The organism is Streptomyces galbus (genome assembly GCF_005280195.1).
GTDB classification, from domain to species: Bacteria; Actinomycetota; Actinomycetes; order Streptomycetales; family Streptomycetaceae; genus Streptomyces; species Streptomyces galbus.
Genome location: NZ_SZPR01000008.1, coordinates 15,691 through 35,577 on the forward strand (window position 1 = coordinate 15,691; position 19,887 = coordinate 35,577).

Annotated in this window: 15 protein-coding genes and 1 pseudogene; 5 read left to right on the forward strand and 11 right to left on the reverse strand. The window is 72.8% G+C overall.

Annotated elements, in window-relative coordinates; translation table 11 throughout:
• Positions 1 to 11: 11 nt before the first annotated feature.
• The gene (locus tag E4U92_RS04565; protein ID WP_137298950.1) at positions 12 to 779 is read left to right on the forward strand and encodes a CDP-alcohol phosphatidyltransferase family protein; all 768 of its coding nucleotides are present in this window, start codon (positions 12 to 14) and stop codon (positions 777 to 779) included.
• Between the two features lie 22 nt (positions 780 to 801).
• Here the strand turns inward: E4U92_RS04565 and E4U92_RS04570 are convergent, their stop codons facing one another.
• On the reverse strand, positions 802 to 1,677 hold the full coding sequence (locus tag E4U92_RS04570) for an alpha/beta fold hydrolase (RefSeq protein ID WP_137298951.1): 876 nt from the start codon (positions 1,675 to 1,677) through the stop codon (positions 802 to 804).
• Between the two features lie 280 nt (positions 1,678 to 1,957).
• Positions 1,958 to 2,356, reverse strand: a complete 399-nt coding sequence (locus tag E4U92_RS04575) for a hypothetical protein (RefSeq protein ID WP_137298952.1) — start codon at positions 2,354 to 2,356, stop codon at positions 1,958 to 1,960.
• A 160-nt stretch (positions 2,357 to 2,516) separates the two neighbouring features.
• Here E4U92_RS04575 and E4U92_RS36510 point away from each other — a divergent pair.
• Positions 2,517 to 2,651 (forward strand): annotated as a pseudogene (locus E4U92_RS36510) (deoxyxylulose-5-phosphate synthase); the annotation flags it as partial.
• 24 nt (positions 2,652 to 2,675) lie between these two features.
• Here the strand turns inward: E4U92_RS36510 and E4U92_RS04585 are convergent.
• The 5 genes from E4U92_RS04585 to E4U92_RS04605 form a co-directional block, all read right to left on the reverse strand.
• Complete coding sequence (locus tag E4U92_RS04585) at positions 2,676 to 4,583, reverse strand: discoidin domain-containing protein (protein WP_137298953.1); 1,908 nt, start codon at positions 4,581 to 4,583, stop codon at positions 2,676 to 2,678.
• A 236-nt stretch (positions 4,584 to 4,819) separates the two neighbouring features.
• Positions 4,820 to 6,178 (reverse strand): GH1 family beta-glucosidase, encoded by a 1,359-nt coding sequence (locus tag E4U92_RS04590; RefSeq protein WP_137298954.1) that lies wholly within the window; start codon positions 6,176 to 6,178, stop codon positions 4,820 to 4,822.
• A gap of 29 nt (positions 6,179 to 6,207) precedes the next feature.
• Entirely contained in the window at positions 6,208 to 7,077 is an 870-nt protein-coding gene (locus E4U92_RS04595; RefSeq protein ID WP_137298955.1) for a carbohydrate ABC transporter permease, read from the reverse strand.
• The gene (locus E4U92_RS04600; RefSeq protein WP_137298956.1) at positions 7,070 to 8,065 is read right to left on the reverse strand and encodes a carbohydrate ABC transporter permease; all 996 of its coding nucleotides are present in this window, start codon (positions 8,063 to 8,065) and stop codon (positions 7,070 to 7,072) included. Before E4U92_RS04600 ends, E4U92_RS04595 begins: the two co-directional genes overlap by 8 nt.
• 5 nt (positions 8,066 to 8,070) lie before the next feature.
• Positions 8,071 to 9,387 carry an ABC transporter substrate-binding protein gene (locus E4U92_RS04605; RefSeq protein ID WP_137298957.1) on the reverse strand — a complete coding sequence of 439 codons (1,317 nt, stop codon included), beginning with the start codon at positions 9,385 to 9,387 and terminating at the stop codon, positions 8,071 to 8,073.
• 258 nt (positions 9,388 to 9,645) lie between these two features.
• Between E4U92_RS04605 and E4U92_RS04610 the strand changes: the two genes are divergently transcribed.
• Positions 9,646 to 11,457, forward strand: coding sequence for a coagulation factor 5/8 type domain-containing protein (locus E4U92_RS04610; protein WP_137298958.1), 1,812 nt, complete (start codon positions 9,646 to 9,648; stop codon positions 11,455 to 11,457).
• Positions 11,458 to 11,520: 63 nt separating this feature from the next.
• Here the strand turns inward: E4U92_RS04610 and fusA are convergent, their stop codons facing one another.
• Positions 11,521 to 13,581: an elongation factor G gene (fusA, locus tag E4U92_RS04615; protein ID WP_137298959.1), complete on the reverse strand. Its 2,061-nt coding sequence runs from the start codon at positions 13,579 to 13,581 to the stop codon at positions 11,521 to 11,523.
• Between the two features lie 359 nt (positions 13,582 to 13,940).
• Positions 13,941 to 14,645 carry a nucleotidyltransferase domain-containing protein gene (locus E4U92_RS04620; RefSeq protein ID WP_137298960.1) on the reverse strand — a complete coding sequence of 235 codons (705 nt, stop codon included), beginning with the start codon at positions 14,643 to 14,645 and terminating at the stop codon, positions 13,941 to 13,943.
• Positions 14,646 to 14,895: 250 nt separating this feature from the next.
• Between E4U92_RS04620 and E4U92_RS04625 the strand changes: the two genes are divergently transcribed.
• A complete protein-coding gene (locus E4U92_RS04625) occupies positions 14,896 to 16,182 on the forward strand; it encodes a flavin-containing monooxygenase (RefSeq protein ID WP_137298961.1) in 1,287 nt (428 codons plus the stop codon).
• Positions 16,183 to 16,461: 279 nt separating this feature from the next.
• Complete coding sequence (locus E4U92_RS04630; RefSeq protein WP_229861992.1) at positions 16,462 to 16,842, forward strand: SH3 domain-containing protein; 381 nt, start codon at positions 16,462 to 16,464, stop codon at positions 16,840 to 16,842.
• A 325-nt stretch (positions 16,843 to 17,167) separates the two neighbouring features.
• Here E4U92_RS04630 and E4U92_RS04635 read toward each other — a convergent pair whose 3' ends face one another.
• On the reverse strand, positions 17,168 to 18,325 hold the full coding sequence (locus E4U92_RS04635; RefSeq protein ID WP_137298962.1) for a tryptophan dimethylallyltransferase family protein: 1,158 nt from the start codon (positions 18,323 to 18,325) through the stop codon (positions 17,168 to 17,170).
• Positions 18,326 to 18,550: 225 nt separating this feature from the next.
• Complete coding sequence (locus E4U92_RS04640; RefSeq protein WP_373311456.1) at positions 18,551 to 19,837, reverse strand: cytochrome P450; 1,287 nt, start codon at positions 19,835 to 19,837, stop codon at positions 18,551 to 18,553.
• Positions 19,838 to 19,887 lie beyond the last annotated feature (50 nt).

Here is a 19,887-nt window from a genome sequence, read left to right on the forward strand (position 1 = left end):
GAGGGTGTGCGGTGGCCCTGAACAACACGTACGACGCGAGGCTGGTCCAGCAGGAGACCGCTGTGGGAGCGGGCGTGCAGATCCTGTTGCTGGCCCTGCTCGGCTCGGCGACCGGCCTGGGAACAGCGGGCTGGCTGGCCGGGCTGGCCTTCGCGGTCACCGGCTGGGCGGTGCTCTCGCGGGCGCTGCACCGCGCCCGGCTGCGCTCCTTCGGCCCCGCCAACCGGGTCACCCTCGGGCGGGCCACCCTGGTCGGCGGGGTGACGGCGCTGGTCGCGGACTCCTTCACGGGCCGGCCCCCGGTGGCGCTGCTGGTGGTCCTCACCGCGGTGGCCCTGGTCCTCGACGGCGTGGACGGCAAGGTCGCGCGCCGCACCGGCACCTCGACCGCGCTGGGCGCCCGCTTCGACATGGAGGTGGACGCGTTCCTCATCCTGGTGCTCAGCGTGTACGTCTCCACGCAGGTGGGCCCGTGGGTGCTGCTGATCGGCGGGATGCGGTACGCGTTCGTCGCCGCGGCGTGGCTCGCGCCCTGGCTCGACGCGCCGCTGCCGCCGTCCGTGGCCCGCAAGACGGTCGCCGCGCTCCAGGGCATCTGCCTGCTGCTGGCCGGCTCCCGACTGCTGCCGTACGGCGCGGACTTCGGGGTCGTCCTGCTCGCCCTGGGCTCCCTGCTGTGGTCGTTCGGCCGGGACGTGCTGTGGCTGTGGCGCACCTCGCGGGTGGCGCGGCGGGTGCCGGTGGCACGGCTGCAGGAACTGGTGCCGGCCGGGCGCTGAGGGCCGGCCGCCGTCGGCCGCCTCAGCCGAGGAAGCGCTCGACCGCCGCGGTGAACGCCGCTGGATCGTCCAGCCACGGGTGGTGGGACGCCCCGGCCTGTACGACCAGCTCGGCCGCGGGGAACAGGGCGGCGACCTCGGCCATGGCACCGGGCGGCGCGGCGACGTCGGTCTCACCGGCCAGGACCAGGACGGGCGCCGTGCAGCGCGCGAGCGCGGCGCGGGTCGCCTCCGGCGCGAAGGCGCCCTCGCCGGCGAAGACGGGGATCGCGTCGTGGTTCTTCTCCACGGCGTCGGCGGCCTGCAGAGCCTGCGCGGCGGCGTCCCAACGCCCGTACCAGAACGGTCCGACGACCTCCCACGCCTCAGGGGTCGCCCGCCCCTGGGTGATGCCCTCCAGCGCGCCGTAGGCGACGTCGAACCAGGGTTCCGCCTTCCGCAGCCGGGCTGCGGCGAGCCGGTCCTCCGGTGCGATGTCCACGCCGACGGCCATGACGCTGGGCGTGACCAGCACGAGCCGCGCGACCCGCTCGGGGTGCCGCTCGACGTAGCGCACGGCGAGGTTGGCCCCGGCGGAGTGCCCCAGCAGGTCGAGCCGTTCGACGCCGAGGGCCCGGCGCAGCGCCTCGACATCGTCCACGAGCCGGTCGCACCGGTACGACGACGCGTCCCGGGGCCGCTCCGACTCCCCCGTCCCCCGCAGGTCGAGCCGGACGAGCGGACGCCGTGCGGCCAGTCCCCCGAGGTCGCCGAGGTAGGAGGAGGCCCGCAGGGGTCCGCCGGGGAGGCAGACGAGCGGGGGCGCGTCCGTCACCTCCCCCGCGTCTCCCGTGTCCTTCGTGTCTCCCAGGAGGTGGTAGGTGAGCCGGGTGCCGTCGGGGGCGGTGAAGGTGGGCATGGCGGGAGCCTGACAGCGGCGCCCGCCGCACCACAACCGGTTTCCGTACGGGCGCAGTTGGGCGATGACGGCTGGACGACGCCGGGGCGCGGCCGGGCGACGGCTCCGGGGTGTCGCCTCGCCCGGCCGCAGCGAGGTCCGGTCCGCATCCCCTTGCGCACCGGACGGCGACGGCCCGACGGAGCCCCCTCGTCAGCGCAGCAACGTCACTGCTCGACCGGTCGCGCCGCGTACGGCGCCCGAGGCGGTGGCGACCGGCGGCCGGCGCCCGTCCGGCCGCTCAGAGGCCGGCGCGGGCCAGCAGCAGGGGCAGGGCGGCCGGCTTCACCTTCTGCACCGAGCGGACCTGGCCCAGGCCGAGTTCGTCGCGGCCGACCGGGGTGCGGTAGAGCGCCTTCGTCGCCTCGGTGAGCAGCGTCACCGGGACGAGGTAGGACACGTCGGGGTCGTCGGGGTCCACCCGGGGCTCCTCGTCGACCTCGCCCACGGCGGCGACGGCCGCGTCGGGGCTGGTGAAGAAGAACCAGACGCGGTCGCCGGGCACCATGCGGTTGCGCCGGCTGAGCCAGAACTCCGCCTCCGGATCCTCCTGCGCGAGCCCGAGGATCTTCTCCTTGTCACACGGCTCCTGGTCCAGGACGTCCCTGTGCGGGTTGAGGATGTAGATCCAGTCCGCCACGGTTTCCCCCTAGATCAGGACCACTTCGACCAGGACATGCGCCGCACCGCGCGCAACGCACAGTGCGGCGGCCCATGTTGCCAGGCCGACGCCCCTCGTGCGTACACATTTTCGCGCACGGCTCCCGGCAGTGCCGCTCCGGGGTGCACCCGGGTGCTTCCGCTTCCACAAGAACTGCTGCGGCGGCCCCGGGTACCGCCCGCGCACGCTGCGAGAGGTGCGCGAGCGGTTGGCGTACGCACGGCGGACGGGGGAGCCGTACGGGCGGGCGCTCACCCGGCCCGAGGTGCCCTGAGCGCCGGACACACGCGGGTACCGGCTACCGCTTCTGCTCCACCCGCACCCAGTCCACCTCCGCCTGCACCCCGCCGCCCGCGATGCGGTCCACGCTGGACTGGGGCAGGCCCCAGTACGGGGTGGTGACCTTGTTCCAGCCGGCCGGGTAGGCGCCGCCCAGGGCGAGGTTGAGGATGACGTACTGGTTGTGGTCGTAGACCCACTGGCCGCGGGTCGACTCCAGCACCGTGCGGGTGGTCTCCTGCACCAGGCGGTCGTCGACGTAGAAGCGCAGGGCCGTCGGCGTCCACTCCACCGCGTACGTGTGCCACTGGTCGGCGCGGCCGCCGTTCGGGTAGGTCTGGCGGGCGCCGATGTTGCCGTCGGCCGAGTAGCCGGGGCCGTGCAGGGCGCTGCTGGTCCAGTCGGCGTAGCCGATGTTCTCCATGATGTCGGTCTCGCCGGAGGCGGGCCAGGACACCGACGGGTCGTCGACGTTGGAGCCGAGGAGCCAGAACGCGGGCCAGAAACCGTCCCCGACCGGGAGCTTCATGCGGGCGCTCACCCGGCCGTAGGTGAAGTCGAACTTGGTGTGGGTGTCGATGCGGCCGGAGGTGAAGTCGTAGGTGCCGCCGCCCGCCTGGGTGCAGCCCTTGCAGTACTTGGCGCGCAGGATCAGGCTGCCGTTCTCCGTGCGGATGGTGTCCGGGGAGTCGACGTACGCCTGGGACTCGCCGTTGACCGGGCCCATCTCCGTGCCGGTGCGCACCACGCGCCACTTGGAGCGATCGAGCGAGCCTGTGGTGAAGTCGTCGAAGAACGTGGTCTGGTACGTGCCCTGCTGTTCACCGGGCAGGGCCGGGTAGGCCGCCGCCGCGCTGCCGCCGGTCCCCCAGACCTGGAACTCGTAGAGCGAGTAGCCGAACTGGGCCGTCGCGGGCGCCGGGTTGTAGAACGAGCGGCGCTCCTTGCCGAGCATCCGGACGTAGCGGCCGGTGGCGGGTGAGGGCAGGCGCACCGTGTCGTGCCGGCCGACCGCGTCCCCCGGTGACTTCACGTCGGCGCGGCGGGCGGCGGCCTCGGACGCGGAGGGCTGGTACACCGTGCGCCAGGTGCGGTTGTCGTCGGAGACCTGGAGCTGGTAGTCGACGGCGTAGGCCGCCTCCCAGTACAGGTCGACCGTGTCGATCGTCGAGGTGGCCCCGAGGTCCACGGAGACCCAGCGGTCCGCGTTCCAGTCGCTCGACCAGCGGCTCGCGTCGTCCTTGAGGTTGGCCGGCCAGCCGCCGTCGGTGACGAACGCGGGTGAGACGCCCGCGTGCTGGTAGAAGTTGGAGTAGGCGGGGTGGTTCAGGGCGAGGTTGGTGCGGGTCGTGGAGGCCGGGGCGGGTTCGCCGCCGTAGACCCGGAAGGACCACAGTGAGTAGCCGTAGGGGGTGGCGCGCTGGATGCCGCGCAGGCGGATGTAGCGGCCCGTCACCTCCTGCGGGTAGGTCTGGGCGGTCACCGTGCCGCCGGTGCCCGCGGTCTCCGTGTAGAACGGCGTCCAGTCCGTGCCGTTCTTCGACACCTCCAGGACGTAGCGCTTGCCGTAGGCGGCCTCCCAGTCCAGGACCACCCGGTCGACGCGGATGGTCGCGCCGAGGTCGAGGCGGATCCAGGCGTCGTCGGCGAAGTTGCTGGACCAGCGGGTGGAGCCGTTGCCGTCGAAGGCGAGGCCGGGCGCGCTGCCGGCGTTCTCGCTGCCGGAGGCGGTGACGGCCGCGGGGTCGGCGGCGTAGGCGGCGGCCGCGCGGTCGGTGTCCCAGGTGGCCGCCGCGGCGGTGGGCGCGGCCGCGGCCGGGGTGGTCAGGGCGGGGCCCGCGGCGAGCAGGGCGAGGGCGGCCAGGGCGGTCAGGAGGACGCGCGGGGTGCGTGGCGCGCGGGGTCGGCCGGGGGTCTGGGGGGTCATGCGGCTCTCCTCTGGGTGGGGTGAGGGACAGCAAATGACGCGTTCATGACACGCGAGGCGGCGTGCCGAGGGGGGATGCGCAGGGGGGAGGTGTGCGGGGGCCCCTGGGGACGGACCCCCGCCGGGGTCGGGGCGGGCGCCGGCTCCCGTACCGGCACCCACCCCGACCAGGGCTCAGACGGCTGCCACCGTCCGGCCGATCAGGCTCGGGCGGTCGTCCACCGCCCGGCCGGGGCTCACGCGGCCTTCGCCGCCCGGTCCCGGTGGCTGCGGATGATGTCGGCGTACCGGTGGCCCGTGCCCTTGATCGTGCGGGCCTGGGTGCGGTAGTCGACGTGGACCAGGCCGAAGCGCTTCTCGTAGCCGTACGCCCACTCGAAGTTGTCCAGCAGCGACCAGGCGAAGTAGCCGGCCAGCGGGGCACCCCGGCGGGCGGCCGAGGCGCACGCGGCCAGGTGGCCGACCAGGTACTCCTGGCGCTCGGGGTCGTCGATCGTGCCGTCGGGGCGGACCACGTCCGGGTACGCCGAGCCGTTCTCGGTGACGTACAGGCGGCGGGCGCCGTAGTCGTCGGTCAGGCGCATCAGCAGCGTCTCGATGCCGCTCGCGTCCACCTCCCAGTCCATGCCGGTGCGCGGGACCCCGGAGCGGCGCACGGAACGCACGTACGGGGCCGGGCCGTCGGGGTCGTCGGCGACCGTCTGCGGGAAGTAGTAGTTCAGGCCCAGCCAGTCCAGCGGCGCGGCGATCGTCTCCAGGTCGCCCGGCTGCTCGGGGAGGTCCACGCCGTACAACTCGCGCATGTCGGCCGGGAAGCCGCGGCCGTGCACCGGGTCGAGCCACCAGCGGTTGGTGTGGCCGTCCATGCGCCGCGCGGCGGCGATGTCCTCGGGACGGTCCGAGGCGGCGTGCACGGTGGAAAGGTTGTTGACGATGCCGACCTCGGCGTCCGGGACGGCCGCGCGCAGCGCCTGCGCGGCCAGGCCGTGGCCCAGCAGCAGGTGGTACGAGGCGCGCACGGCCGCCGTGAGGTCGGTCAGGCCGGGGGCCATCAGGCCCTCGAGGTGGCCGATCCAGGCGGAGCACAGGGGCTCGTTGAGCGTGGCCCAGTGGCGCACGCGGTCGCCCAGCCGCTCGGCGACGACGGCCGCGTACGCGGCGAAGTGCTCGGCGGTGTCCCGCTCGGGCCAGCCGCCGCGGTCCTGCAGGGTCTGCGGGAGGTCCCAGTGGTAGAGGGTGACGGAGGGGGTGATGCCCGCCGCGAGCAGCCCGTCGACCAACTGGTCGTAGAAGTCGAGGCCCTTGGGGTTGGGCGGCCCGTCGCCGCCGGGCACCACCCGCGGCCAGGCGACCGACAGCCGGTAGGCGTTGGCGCCCAGCCGGCGCATCAGCGCGATGTCCTCGCGCCAGCGGTGGTAGTGGTCGCAGGCCACGTCGCCGTGGTCGCCGCCCGCGGTCTTGCCCGGGGTGTGCGAGAAGGTGTCCCAGATCGACGGCGCACGGCCGTCCTCGGCCACGGCCCCCTCGATCTGGTACGCCGACGTGGCCGTGCCCCACAGGAAGTCGGGCGGGAGTGCGTCGAGGTCGATGGTCACGGGAGTCCCTTCACAGCGAGGAGAGTCGGTCACTTCACGGCTCCGGCCGTCAGCCCGGCGACGAGGTAGCGCTGGAGCAGCAGGAAGCCGGCCACCACGGGCACGCTCACCACGAGCGAGGCGGCCATGATCTGGTTCCAGTACACGTCGTTGAGCGTGGAGTAGCCCTGGAGGCCGACCGCGAGGGTGCGGGTGGTGTCGTTGGTCATGACGGAGGCGAAGAGCACTTCGCCCCAGGCGGTCATGAAGGCGTAGACGGCGACGGCGACGATGCCGGGGATCGCGGCCGGCACGACGATGCGGAACAGCGCGCCGAGCGGGCCGCAGCCGTCCACCAGCGCCGCCTCGTCCAGGTCGCGCGGCACCGAGTCGAAGTACCCGATGAGCATCCAGATGGAGAACGGCAGCGAGAAGGTCAGGTACGTGAGGATCAGTCCGCCGCGCGAGCCGAACAGCGCGATGCCGGTGGCGTTGCCGATGTTGACGTAGAGGAGGAACAGCGGGAGGAGGAAGAGGATGCCGGGGAACATCTGGGTCGACAGCACGGTGACCGTGAAGACCCGCTTGCCGCGGAACTGGTAGCGGCTCACCGCGTAGGCGCTGAAGACGGCGATGACGACGGAGCACACGGTCGCCGCGCCCGCCACGATCAGCGAGTTGACGAAGTACCGCGCCAGCGGGACCGTCGACCAGATGTCGATGTACGGGCGGATGGTCAGGCTGCTCGGCAGCCAGCGGAACCGGCCCGTCACGTCGGCGAGCGGCTTGAGCGAGCTGGAGATCATCACGTACACCGGCACCAGGACGAAGCCGGTGAGCAGCGTGAGGAAGATCCGTCGCGTCCACAGGAACGAACGCGGCGACGCCATCGGCGACTTGACCGCGGGCGGGCTAGACATCGGCGGCCCTCCGTCCGCGCGAGGTGACGGCGAGGTACACGCCCGTCACGAGGAGCAGGAACAGCAGGAGCAGCACGGACATCGCCGAGCCGGTGCCGAAGTTCCAGGTGACGAAGGACGCCTGGTAGATGTGGACCGAGATGAGGTCCGCGGCCTCCGGGGCGGCCTTGCCGAACAGCACGTACGGCGTGTTGAAGTCGTTGAACGTCCACAGGAACAGCACGAGCACCAGCACCTGGTTGACCGGGCGCAGCGACGGCAGGGTGATGCGGCGGATCTGCTGCCACACCCCGGCGCCGTCCAGCGCCGCGGCCTCGTACAGCTCGCGGGGGATGTTCTGCAGGCCGGCCATGACGATGAGGAAGGCGAACGGCCAGCCCTTCCACACCGAGACGGTCAGCAGCGCCCAGAAGCTGTTGTCGCCGATCAGCCAGAAGGACGGCTTGTCGGTGAGGTGGAGCTGGTCGTGCAGGACGTGGTTCACCAGGCCGTTGTCGTGCTGGAACATGAACACCCAGGTGATGACGGCCGCGTAGACCGGCAGCGCGTAGGGCACCAGGAACAGCGCGCGCAGCAGGCCGCGGCCGCGGAAGGTGTCCTGCATGAAGATCGCGGCGGCCGTGCCGATCAGCCAGCACAGGCCGACCGAGAGCAGGGTGAAGCCCACGGTGACGAAGAAGGAGTGCAGCAGCGCCTCGCCGACGGGGGCGTCGAAGTCCACCGACATGCGGTAGTTGTCGAGGCCCGACCAGGGCGCGGTGCCCCAGTCGCGGATGTAGAACTGCGTGAGTTCCTTGAAGCTCATCACGATGCCGATGACCATCGGCACCAGGTGGACGAGGAGTTCGAGGATCAGGGCGGGCAGCAGGAGCAGGTAGGGCAGTCCGATGCGGCGGACCCGCCCGGTGCGGCGGCTCTGGCCGCTCGCCGCACCGGGGGAGCTCTTGTGCACGGGATGCTCGACCGCCTCCGGGGTGGTGGTGGTCATCGTGCTCACTTCGTCGGCATCTGCTGCTGGGCCTTCTGGAGCTTGGCCTTGACCGACTCCGTGGTCACCGCGCGGCCGGCGGCGGCGTCGGCGAACAGCTCCTTCACGGCCGTGCCGACCGCGGTCTCGAACTGCGACTCGTCGGCGACCTGGGGAAGGGGCGCGGCGCTCTGCGCGAGGGTGTTCTTCAGCACCGCGTTGGCCTGGTTGTTGAAGGCGGGGTCGGCCTGGGCGCCCTTGACCGGCGGGATGGAGCTGTAGGCGGTGTTGAGGATCTTCTGCTCGGCGTCGCTGGTCATGAACTTCACGAACTTGGTGGCGCCGTCGAGGTTGCCGCTGTTCTTGAACACGGCGAGGTTGATGCCGGCGACCATGGAGTTGACCTGGGTGCCGGTGCCGGGGGTGCCGGACTGGACGGGGACGGGCGCGATACCGTAGGCGGACTCGCTCAGGCCCTGCGACTTGAGGTTGGCGGCGGCGGACTGCCACAGCAGCATCGCCGTCTTGCCCTTGGCGAAGTCGCTGACCGACTGGTTCTGCGCGTACTCGGCGTTGCCCTGCGGGATGGCCTTGTCCTTGGCCATCAGGTCCACGTACTGCTTGACGCCCGCGACCGCCGCGTCGGAGGTGAAGTCGGGCTTGCCCTCGGGGGTGAAGAAGTCGGCGCCGTGCTGCTTGGCGAAGACGAAGACGTGGTGGATGTTCTCCGACACGTTCGCGCCCTCGGCGCCGATCACCTGCTTGCCCTTGGCCTGGATCTTCTTGCCGTCGGCGACCAGTTCGGACCAGGTGGCCGGCGGCTTGGTGATACCCGCGTCGGCGAAGATCTGCTTGTTGTAGTAGAGGGCGTAGGCCATCGAGTACAGCGGGACGGCGGCCGGGTCCTTGCCCTGCGCGCCGGTGGAGCCGAGCGCGGAGTCCACGAAGCGGTCCTTGCCGCCGATCTTGGCGAAGTTGTCGGCGTCCCAGGGCAGCAGCGCGCCGGTCGCCTGCAGCGAGGCGGACCAGGTGTTGCCGATGTTCAGCACGTCGGGGCCCTGACCCGAGGTGGTGGCGGTGAGGATGCGGTTCAGCAGGTCGGACCAGGGGACGACCTCCAGCTTGACCTTGATGCCGGTCTGCTTCTCGAACTTGTCGAGCTCCGGCTGGAGGACCTTCTTGTCGATGGCGATGCTGGCGCCCTGGTTCGAGGCCCAGTAGGTCAGCGTCTTGGGGTTGCTGTCGGATCCGCCCCCGTTCGACGATCCTCCCCCGCAGGCCGTGGCGGCGAGCGCGAGGGACAGGGTGACGGCGCCTATGGCCGCGGCTCGGATGGTGCGCATGGCTGGTGGTGTCCCTTCCCGGGGTCCCGTCATGGCTTAATTTAGGACGTGAGTTAAACCCCCGGAGCGGGCAGCGTCAAGGGTTTGGGCAGCAGGAGGACAAGTCGTGACCCACATCTTGACGTCTTCGTTCACGCAGTGAAGCATCGGCGAGCGAGAGAGCGCTCTCACAACGCTGTCTCCTTCTGTTCCCGAAGGTTCCCCGCACCTTTGGTTCCTGAGGGTTCCTGCTTCGTCGCCGACCAGGAGAGCCGCCCCATGCCCGCTGTCTCCCCGCAGTCCCCCGACGCCGGACAACCCGGCGCCGGCCGCCGCGCCCTCGGGCGCAGGACCGTGCTCGGCGCCGCCGCGGCGTCCGTACCGGCCCTCGCCGCCCTGTCCGCGCCGGCGGCCGCCGCCGCCCCGGCCCGCGCCTCCCGCCCGCTGCGCGGCGGCGGTGACCTCGGGCCCAACGTGCTGGTCTTCGACCCGTCGACGCCCGGCATCCAGGACCGGCTCGACGCCGTGTTCGCCGAACAGGAGTCGGCCCAGTTCGGCACCGGCCGCTACGCGCTGCTGTTCAAGCCCGGCACCTACCAGAACCTCACCGCCCGCATCGGCTTCTACACCTCGATCGCGGGCCTCGGCCTCTCCCCCGACGACACGACCATCAACGGGGACGTGACGGTCGACGCCGGGTGGTTCGGCGGCAACGCCACACAGAACTTCTGGCGCTCGGCGGAGAACCTCGCCCTGGTCCCGGCCGACGGCACCAACCGGTGGGCGGTCGCCCAGGCGGCCCCGTTCCGCCGCATGCACGTACGCGGCGGCCTCAACCTCGCGCCGAGCGGGTACGGCTGGGCGAGCGGCGGCTACATCGCGGACAGCCGCATCGAGGGCCAGGTCGGCCCGTACTCCCAGCAGCAGTGGTACACCCGGGACAGCGCGATCGGGAGCTGGCTCAACGGCGTGTGGAACATGGTCTTCTCGGGCGTCGAGGGGGCGCCCGAGCAGGGCTTCCCGAACCCGCCGTACACGACGCTCGCGACCACGCCCGTCTCCCGGGAGAAGCCGTTCCTGTACGTCGGCCGCGACGGGTACCGGGTCTTCCTGCCCGCCCTGCGCCGCAACGCCCGCGGGGTGTCCTGGGGCAACGGCACCCCGCGCGGCACGTCCCTGCCGCTGTCCCGCTTCTACGTCGCCCGGCCCGGCGACGACGCGGCCACGCTCAACCGGGCGCTCGCACAGGGACTGCACCTGCTGCTGACGCCGGGCATCTACCGGCTGGACCGGCCGATCCGGGTGCACCGGCCCGACACGGTGGTGCTGGGCCTCGGGTACGCCACCCTGATCCCCGACCACGGCGCCACGGCGGTGAAGGTGGCCGACGTCGACGGCGTCCGGCTGGCCGGCTTCCTGATCGACGCCGGGCCCGTCACCTCCGACACGCTGCTGGAGGTCGGACCGAAGGGCGCCCACCGGGACCACTCCGCCAACCCGACCACCGTGCAGGACGTGTTCGTGCGGATCGGCGGCGCGGGCCCCGGCCGGGCCACCACCAGCATGGTGATCAACAGCCGGCACACCATCGTCGACCACACCTGGGTCTGGCGGGCCGACCACGGCGAGGGCGTCGGCTGGGAGACCAACCGCGCCGACTACGGCGTGGTCGTCCACGGCGACGACGTGCTGTGCACGGGCCTGTTCGTGGAGCACTTCAACAAGTACGACGTCCAGTGGTACGGCGAGCGCGGGCGCACGATCTTCTTCCAGAACGAGAAGGCGTACGACGCCCCGAACCAGGCCGCGATCCAGAACGGGGCCGTCAACGGCTACGCCGCCTACAAGGTGGGCGACCGCGTCCGCACCCACGAGGCGTGGGGGCTGGGCAGCTACTGCTTCTACAACGTCGACCCGACGATCGTGCAGCACCACGGCTTCGCCGCACCCGAGCGGCCCGGCGTGAAGTTCCACGACCTGCTGGTGATCTCCCTGGGCGGCCAGGGCCAGTACGCGCACGTCATCAACGACACCGGCGCGCCCACCTCGGGCACCTCGACCGTGCCGTCCACGGTGGTGTCGTACCCGTGAGCGGGGGTCGCGCCCCGCACGCGCTCGCGTGCGGGGCGCGACGCCGCCCTCAGTGGCCGGTGCCTACCGGTCCGCGGACTCCGCGGGGGCCGGGGCGTACCCGGTGGGCCGGGCGGTGAACGTGCCCCGGCCCTGGGTGCGGCCGCGCAACCGGGCGGCGTAACCGAACAGTTCGGCCAGCGGCACGGTCGCGGTGACCACGGCGGCACCGGCGCGCACCACCGAGCCGGTGACCCGGCCGCGCCGGGCCGCCAGGTCGCCGAGGACCGCGCCGACGGCGTCCTCGGGCACGGTGACCGTGACCTCGGCGACCGGCTCCAGCAGGACCATCGCGCAGGAGCGCAGGGCCTGCCGGAGCCCGAAGCGGCCCGCCGTGCGGAACGCGGTGTCCGAGGAGTCCTTCACGTGGGTCGCCCCGTCGGTGAGGGTGACCCGCAGCCCGGTGACCCGGTGGCCGCCCAGGGGCCCCTCGGTGAGGGCGTCCCGGCAGCCGGCCTCCACGGCGCGCACGTACTCCTGCGGCACCCGCCCGCCGACCACGGCGGAGCGGAAGGCGAACTCCTCCTCCCACGGCTCCACGTCGAGCACCACGTGCGCGAACTGCCCGGCTCCACCGTCCTGTTTGACGTGGCGGTACACCGTCCCGGTCACCCCGCGCCCGACCGTCTCCCGGTAGGTGACCCGCGGCCGGCCGACGGCGACCTCCAGCCCGAGGGCGCGGCGCACCTTCTCCACCGCCACCTCCAGGTGCAGCTCCCCCATGCCGGACAGGACCGTCTGCCCGGTCTCGCCGTCGGTGCGCACCACCAGCGAGGGGTCCTCCTCGGTGAGCCGGGCGAGCGCGGGCGCCAGCCGGCCGGCGTCAGCCCGGCGGCGCGCCTCCACGGCCACCGACACGACCGGCTCGGCCACGCCGGGCGGTTCCAGGACGAGCGGGGCGTCCGGCGCGCACAGGGTGGTCCCCGCACGCGCCGCCTTCAGCCCGACGACGGCGACGATGTCCCCGGCCACCGCCCGCTCCAGCGGGACGTGCCGGTCGGCCTGGACCCGCAGGACGCGGCCGACGCGCTCGGTGCGGCGGGCGGTCGGGTCCCACACGGTGTCTCCCTTCTCCAGCGTGCCCGCGTACACGCGCAGGTAGGTCAGCCGGCCCGTCGGCGTGGCGTTCACCTTGAAGGCGAGCGCGGCGAACGGGGCGCCGGGGTCGGCCGCCCGCCGCACCTCGGCTCCGTCGTGGCGGCCGCGCACGGGCGGTACGTCCAGGGGCGACGGCAGGTAGGCGACCACGGCGTCCAGCAGCAGCTCCACACCGCGGTCGCGGTAGGCGGAACCGCACAGCACGACCACGCCGTCCCCGCTGCGGGTGAGGTCCCGCAGGGCGCCCGTGAGCGTCGCGGCGGAGAGCGTGCCCCGGTCGCAGAACTCCTCCAGCGCCGCCGGATGGCGTTCGGCGACGGCCTCCTCCAGCAGGCGGCGCCTGCGCAGCGCCTCCTCCCGCAGCGCGTCCGGCACGGGCTGCCCGGCCGGGGCCGCGGCGTCCTCGGCGCGCACCACGGCGCGCATGCGCACCAGGTCCACGACGCCGACGAAGCCCTCCTCCGCCCCGATCGGCAGGTGCACGACGAGCGGGGCCGGGTGCAGCCGCTCCCGCAGGGAGGCGACGGCCGCGTCGAGGTCGGCGCCCGCCCGGTCCATCTTGTTGACGAACGCGATCCTGGGTACGCCGTGCCGGTCGGCCTGCCGCCACACCGACTCGCTCTGCGGCTCCACGCCCGCGACCGCGTCGAACACCGCCACGGCGCCGTCGAGCACCCGCAGCGCGCGCTCCACCTCGTCGGCGAAGTCGACGTGCCCCGGGGTGTCGATCAGGTTGATGCGGTGTCCGGCCCAGTCGCAGCTCACCGCGGCGGCGAAGATGGTGATGCCGCGGTCGCGCTCCTGCGGGTCGAAGTCGGTGACGGTGGTGCCGTCGTGGACCTCGCCGCGCCGGTGCGTGGTGCCGGTGGCGTACAGGATCCGCTCGGTGAGGGTGGTCTTGCCGGCGTCGACGTGGGCGAGGATGCCCAGGTTGCGCACGGCGGACAGGCGGGTGGACGGGGTGGTGGACAGGGAGGGAGCGCGCATGGCCCTCGGCCTTTCGGGATGATCCGGGAGAACGGGCTGCGCGATGCGCCCCGGCGCCACCGTCCCGAGGTGTGCGGCGGACGCCGACACGCCGAACGTCCGGCCTGCTCACGTCGGTTCGCGGCAGGCCCCGTCCGGGGGCTGGTGGTACGTCAGGGCATCCGGTGCCGGCCGCGCCGCGGGCACCGGACGGCCCAGGACACGAGGATCACCTCGGACCGGCGACGGGGAGCGACGACGGCGCTGTGCGCACGCATGGCCCGGCTCCCCTCGATCGTCACGGTACGGCGCGCGACCCCCTGTCGTGGGCGGCGCGATGGGGTGAGTGTAGGGACGAACGGGTGCGCGGGGCGCGGGATTTATCCGCGCGAGGCGACCGGGGCGGCGTAGAAGGCGTGCCGCACCCGGCGCAGCCACGCCTCCGCCGGGGCCTCGTCGGGGTGGTCCGGCAGGGCGCTGCGGGTCTCGGCGAAGGCCGTCTCGAAGCGCCGCAGCAGCGGCTCGGCGGCCCCGGGGTCGGCCGCGACCTGCTCGCCGAAGCGGTGGTAGGCGTCCGGGTCGTCGACCCGGATGGTCAACTCCCCCGTGCGGTACAGCTCGAAGCCCTGCTCGCACAGCCGCCTGAGGTGGCGGGCGTGCTTGGCGGTGCGCCCGCGGGTGCCCGGCGGGAGCGGACCGGCGCTGCGCGACAGGAGCTTGCGGAACTGCTGGGTGGCGTAGCCCAGGTAGGCGTCGCGGACCCGGCCGGCGCTGAGGAAGGAGGCGCGGATGCCGATGAGCTCCTCGCCGAGCGGGGTGCGGACCTCGTACAACTCGTCCGGCAGCCAGACGAGTTCCATAACCGTGGGGTTGCCGCCGAGGGCGAGGCGGCACCACTTGGCCGCCTCGTGCAGGGTGCGGTCCGGGGCGGTGCTGACGTGGGACTCGGCCGGCCGGTGCAGGCCGTGCAGGTCCTCGGTGGGCGCGGCGAACAGCCCGAGGCGGTCCACGTCGGAGCCCGCGCGGGCGAGTCCGTACGCGGTCGAGCCGACGATGCCGGACAGCAGGACGTTGGTGACGGACATGGTGTTCCCCCTAGGTGTGGCCCGGCCATGATGCCGCGTCGGACGGGTCGGTCACCCGCCATTTTCCGGGTCGGCGCAGGTCAGCCCCGCCCGGCGCCGCCCGTCCCGCGAGGCTTTGGCCATACCCTCACCCCTCTCGCAAGACCGTCCCCCTGTGATCCTTGTCGCCGGTGTGCGGGGAGTGCGAGGAGTTCCGCATGGGCAGCCTGCCCGTGCGTGAGAGGTCGGTGTCGTTCCTGTGGGGGAATCCGTGAGCGTGTGTGTCATCGGTGCGGGCCTGTCCGGGCTGGCGGCGGCACGCGCCCTCAAGGCGCGGGGCGTGGAGTTCGTCTGCCTGGAGAAGTCGCCCGGCGTCGGCGGCATCTGGCGGGCGCCCGGCGCGGGTGAGCGCGGCCCGGGTTACCTGTCGCTGCACCTCAACTCCACGAAGCAGCTCACCGGTTACGCCGACCACCCGATGCCGGACTCCTACCCGGTCTACCCGCGCCACAGCGACATGGCCGCCTACCTGCGGGCGTACGCCGAGTGGGCCGGCGTGCTCGACCACATCGAGCTGGAGACCACCGTGGAGTCCGTGCGGCCGACGGCCGACGGCGCCTGGACGGTGGTCAGCCGGTCCGCGGGCGGCGCGCGCACGGCCCGCGCGTTCAGCCAGGTGCTCGTCGCCTCGGGGCACAACACCGAACCGTTCCTGCCGGCCCCGCCCCCGGGTTCCGAGACCTTCGGGGGAACGATTCTGCACGCCTACGACTACCGCGACGGCAGCGACTGGGCGGGCCGGCGGGTCGTGGTCGTGGGGCTCGGCGCCTCGGCCGTGGACATCGCCGCGGACCTCTCCCGGTACGCCGAACGTACCCTGCTGTCGGTGCGCCGCGGGCTGCACATCCTGCCCAAGCAGCTCTTCGGCGTCCCGCTGGACGAGGTGGCCGAGGCGCCCTGGTGGACCGCGATGTCGCTGGCCGAGCAGCGCCGCTTCCTCGAACAGGCGCTGCTGGTGGCCCGCGGCAAGCTCTCCGACTACGGGCTGCCCGAGCCCGACCACCCGGTCTTCGCCTCGGCGGTGACGCTCTCGGACGAGATCCTCAGCCGGATCCGCCACGGCGGTGTCGTGCCCAGGCCGGCGATCGACCGGCTCGACGGCGACCGGGTGCACTTCACCGACGGCAGCTCCGAGCGCGCCGACGCCGTCGTCTACTGCACGGGGTACCGCATGGCGTTCCCCTTCCTGCCCGACGGCTGCCCGATCGGCCCCCAGGGTGCGGTCGAGCTGTACAAGCGGGTCGTGGCTCCCGACCACCCGGGGCTGTTCTTCATCGGGCTGGTCCGTCCGCACGGGTCGATCACCCGGCTCGTGGAGGCCCAGGTGGACTGGGTGGCGCGGCTGGCGACGGGCGAGGCGGCGCTGCCCGAGCCGGAGGTCATGCGCAAGGAGATCGCCACGTACCTCGGGGGCATCGCCGGCCAGTACGGCAGCCGCGAGGGCGCGTCGATCCAGGTCAACTTCGCGCCCTACCTGGAGGAGTTGCGGGAGGTGTGAGACGGCGGCCGGGGCTGCTCCCGGCCGAGCGGCCAGGGTCCGGACGCGGGTCGTCTCCCGCCACCGGGCCCTCGGTGCGTCCGGCAGTGGTCGCATGATGTCCCGGTCGGGGTCGGTTTCTCTTCGCCGCAGGTGACGGTCGTCCGATGCATGCAGATGCCGATGAAACAACCGTCCGGAATGGCCAGTTTGTGCGTGGTGACGCTCTCCCACCTGCCCCCACACTCTTGCGTGTCCATGGCAGACAGGTCGTGGACACACAACGGGGAGGAAACATCCATGACAGCACTGAATCGGACCGGGTTGGCGTTCGCGGCTGTGGCCGCGTTCGTCGTCCCCACGGTCACAGGCATGACCGTCACCACCGCAGCGGCGCACGCTCCGTGCAGTTCGTCGGCCCCTGCGGACCGGGACAGCACGGGCTGGAACGCAACGGGCGACAACAGCCGGATGCGCACCGGTTCGAGCACGACCTGCACGGCAGTCAGTAGCGCTCGTCCGGGCGACCACCTGGACTACCACTGCTACACGTTCGGCAACGACGGCTACACCTGGACCTACCTCCGCAACGACACCCGGAGCCCCGACACGTACGGCTGGGTTCGCGACGATGTCCTGTCCGACGGCGGCAGCGGTGTCCTGTGCCCCGAGTACGACTAGGTTCTGGGCCCTCGGTCAGCACCGTGACCGGATCAGGATGAAGGAGCTTGCCTGAGCTCGCGCCGCTTTGAGAAGGCCCGTACCCCTTGCGCTCCGCAAAGGGTACGGGCCTTCGCCCCGTGCGAGTTCGCACGGCGTGCCGTGACGGCAGCAGCGCCGGACCTCACGACTTCGTGCGCGACGGCGGAGGGGACGGCGCGGTTGAAGCGAAGGCAGCTTGGCACCGCCCAGCCCATCAACCGCGCTGAAGGACCGGCCGTCAGCGTGGTCGGTGACGCTCGCACTCATCCGTGACATCCACCGCCGTCCGACGGCGCTGCACGGCTCAGGGTACCCGCGCGACCGCGGGTCGCCCCGCCCGCAAGGGGGCCGGGGGACGGACGTGGTACGCCTCGCAGGAGAGGTACGTCGTCACCCGCGGCGGGTGGCCGTCCTGGTGGGCGGCGGAGAGGTAGGCGACGAGGCCCACGCCGTCCTCCGGGCGGCGGGCGGTCAGGGCCCGGGTGGCCTCGCGCAGGACCCCGTCGTCGATGCCGTGGCGGTGCAGCAGGGCCGTGGCGCGGGTCAGGGCCTCGCCGTCGTGGGCGGCGTAGTCCCGGACCGGTACGTGCAGGGTGAAGCCGCTGGGCCGTCCGGTCGCCGTCTCGGTGAAGGCGTGGCAGGACTGCACGGGCCGGCGGGTGGGCCGTCCGCCCGGTCCGGTGTCCGCCTCGTCCTCGTGGCCGAGTCCGGACGCGATGCGGAAGAACGTTTCTGTCTCCTCGGCCGGCGGTCCCCCGGCGGTCCGGCACAGTGCTCCCGCCTCGGTGGCCGAGAGGTTCTGGTGGGCCAGGTAGACCTTCACCCGCGGCGCGTCCCAGTCCCCGAGGTCCAGGGCGAGGAACAGGTGCCGGTCGCCCTCCGGCAGCGCGGCGAACGCCCGGCCGTGACCGAGCCGCGCCAGCGCCTCCCGTACGGTGTCGGCGGCGCGGTCGGCGCCGCGGGCCGCCGGGTTGAGGTACGCCTTCAGTCGGGGCACGCCGCCGGGCCGCAGCTCGAGCGCGCACCACAGGGCCAAGGGTCCCTCGGGGGCGTCGGGGAAGAACAGGTCCTCCAGCTCGTCGAGCCGGTCGGTCGGGAAGGCCCACCGCCGCGCCGTCTCCCGCAGGAACCGCAGCCCCGCACGGCCGTTTCGGGCCAGGGTGCCTGCGCCGCACCCCGGTTCCAGCAGCACCCGCAGGGTCGGGGCGGCGTCCGGCACGAAGGACAGCGAGAACTCGACCGGGGTGTGGTCGTCGGAGAGGAAGGAAGGGTGGGGCGGCGGCAGGTCCAGCGGCCGTTCGGCCGCCGGGCCCAGGGCCTCCAGCAGGACGCGTACGTAAGCGGCGGCGTCGCTCCCGTCGAGGCCCGCGACCTCGCACAGCCGCAGGAGCTGCCGGGCGGTGTGGCCGCCGAGCGAGGCGGCCTCGGGGAGCGTGGGTGTGCCGTCGCCGGGGGCTCTCACCACGCCTCCGACCGCCGGCCGGTCAGCCGGACAAGAAGATACCCGCCGTCGTGGGCGGGTATCGGGGGGAGCACGACGAGGGGCCGGGGTATGTGAACGGCGTCGGTGGATAGAGGGTCCACGACACCTCCTTCGACTCGTGAGCAACACGGATGACCGCGTTGCTCACTACCCAAGAGGTTGAATCGTCATGCGACGGTGATGAGTTGGTGGATGTTGCGTGAATCACCTAGTCAGCCAGTTGAGGAACTGGCTCCACATACCTCCGCGTTCGGTCTTGCGGTCCGTCGCGGCGGCCGGTTCCTGGCGCGCGGAGGTGTCGGCCGGGGCGGCGGCCGAGGAGCGGCGCGCGACGTCGACCGGGGTGAACCGGGCGGGCAGGGTGGCCAGTCCGCGGTTGAACGGGCCGGGGCGCCAGGTCAGGCTGTCCGCGGGCACCGCGAGCTCCACGTCGGGCAGCTTGTTCAGCAGGTTCTCGATCGCGGTGACGGTGATCTGCCGGGCGGGCTCCTTGGAGGGGCAGGCGTGCGGGCCCGCGCTCCACGCCAGGTGCGCCCGGTTGCTGCCGGCCTGCCGGGCGGCGGTCAGCGCCGGGCCGGTGTTGGCGGCGGCGAAGCTGACCAGCAGCAGGTCGCCGGCCTGCAGCCGGGTCCCGCCGAACTCCATGTCGGCCACCGGGTAGTGCGGGGCCAGGTTGGACATGGGCGGGTTCTCCCACAGCGTGTCGTCGATCGCCTCGTCGATCAGCCCGCCCTGGTGGGCGTACGCGTCGTGGGTGAGCAGCCGGTGCAGGGTGTTGCCGATGAGGTTGCGCAGCGGCTCGTTGCCGCCCACCATCAGCAGCGCGAGCTGGTGGACCATCTCCTCGTCGGTGAGCTGCGCCGGGTGCTGCATCAGCCAGGTGGTGACGTCGTCGCCGGGCCGGCTCCGCTTGAGCGCGACCAGTTCACCGACGGCCGTGAACAGCACGCCCATGGCCTTCTCGGCGTTGACGCCGTCGAACATGCCGGCGATGCCGAACACCACGCGGTCGCCGATGTCGGCGGGGACGCCGAACAGCTCGTTGAAGACGAACAGCGGGAGCTGCTTGGCGTAGTCGCCCAGCAGGTCGGCCGAACCCCGGGCGCCGAACTGGGAGATGAGGAAGTCGGAGACGCGCGCGGTGGCCTGGCTGACCTTGCGGGGGTCCACCTTGGCCATGCTGTCGGTGATCGCCTGACGCAGCCTCAGGTGCTCGGCGCCGTCGCTGAACATGGCGTTCGGGCGGTACGCCAGCACCGGCGCGACCGGGCTGTCCGGCGGGACCTTGCCCTCGCCCAGGGCGCGCCAGCGGCGGGCGTCCTTGCGGAACGAGGCGGAGTCCTGCAGGAGTTGCAGCGCGGTGGCGTAGTCGGTGACGAGGGTGGCCTCGACGCCGGGGGCGAGCTCGACGGGCGCGGTGGGGCCGTAGTGGCGCAGGTAGGCGTAGTACGCCTGGGGGTCCGCGGCGAACTCGGGGCCGTACAGGGGCACTCGGGCACCGGAGTGGTGCGCCGGGCACCCCGGCGGGGGCACAGGGGTGG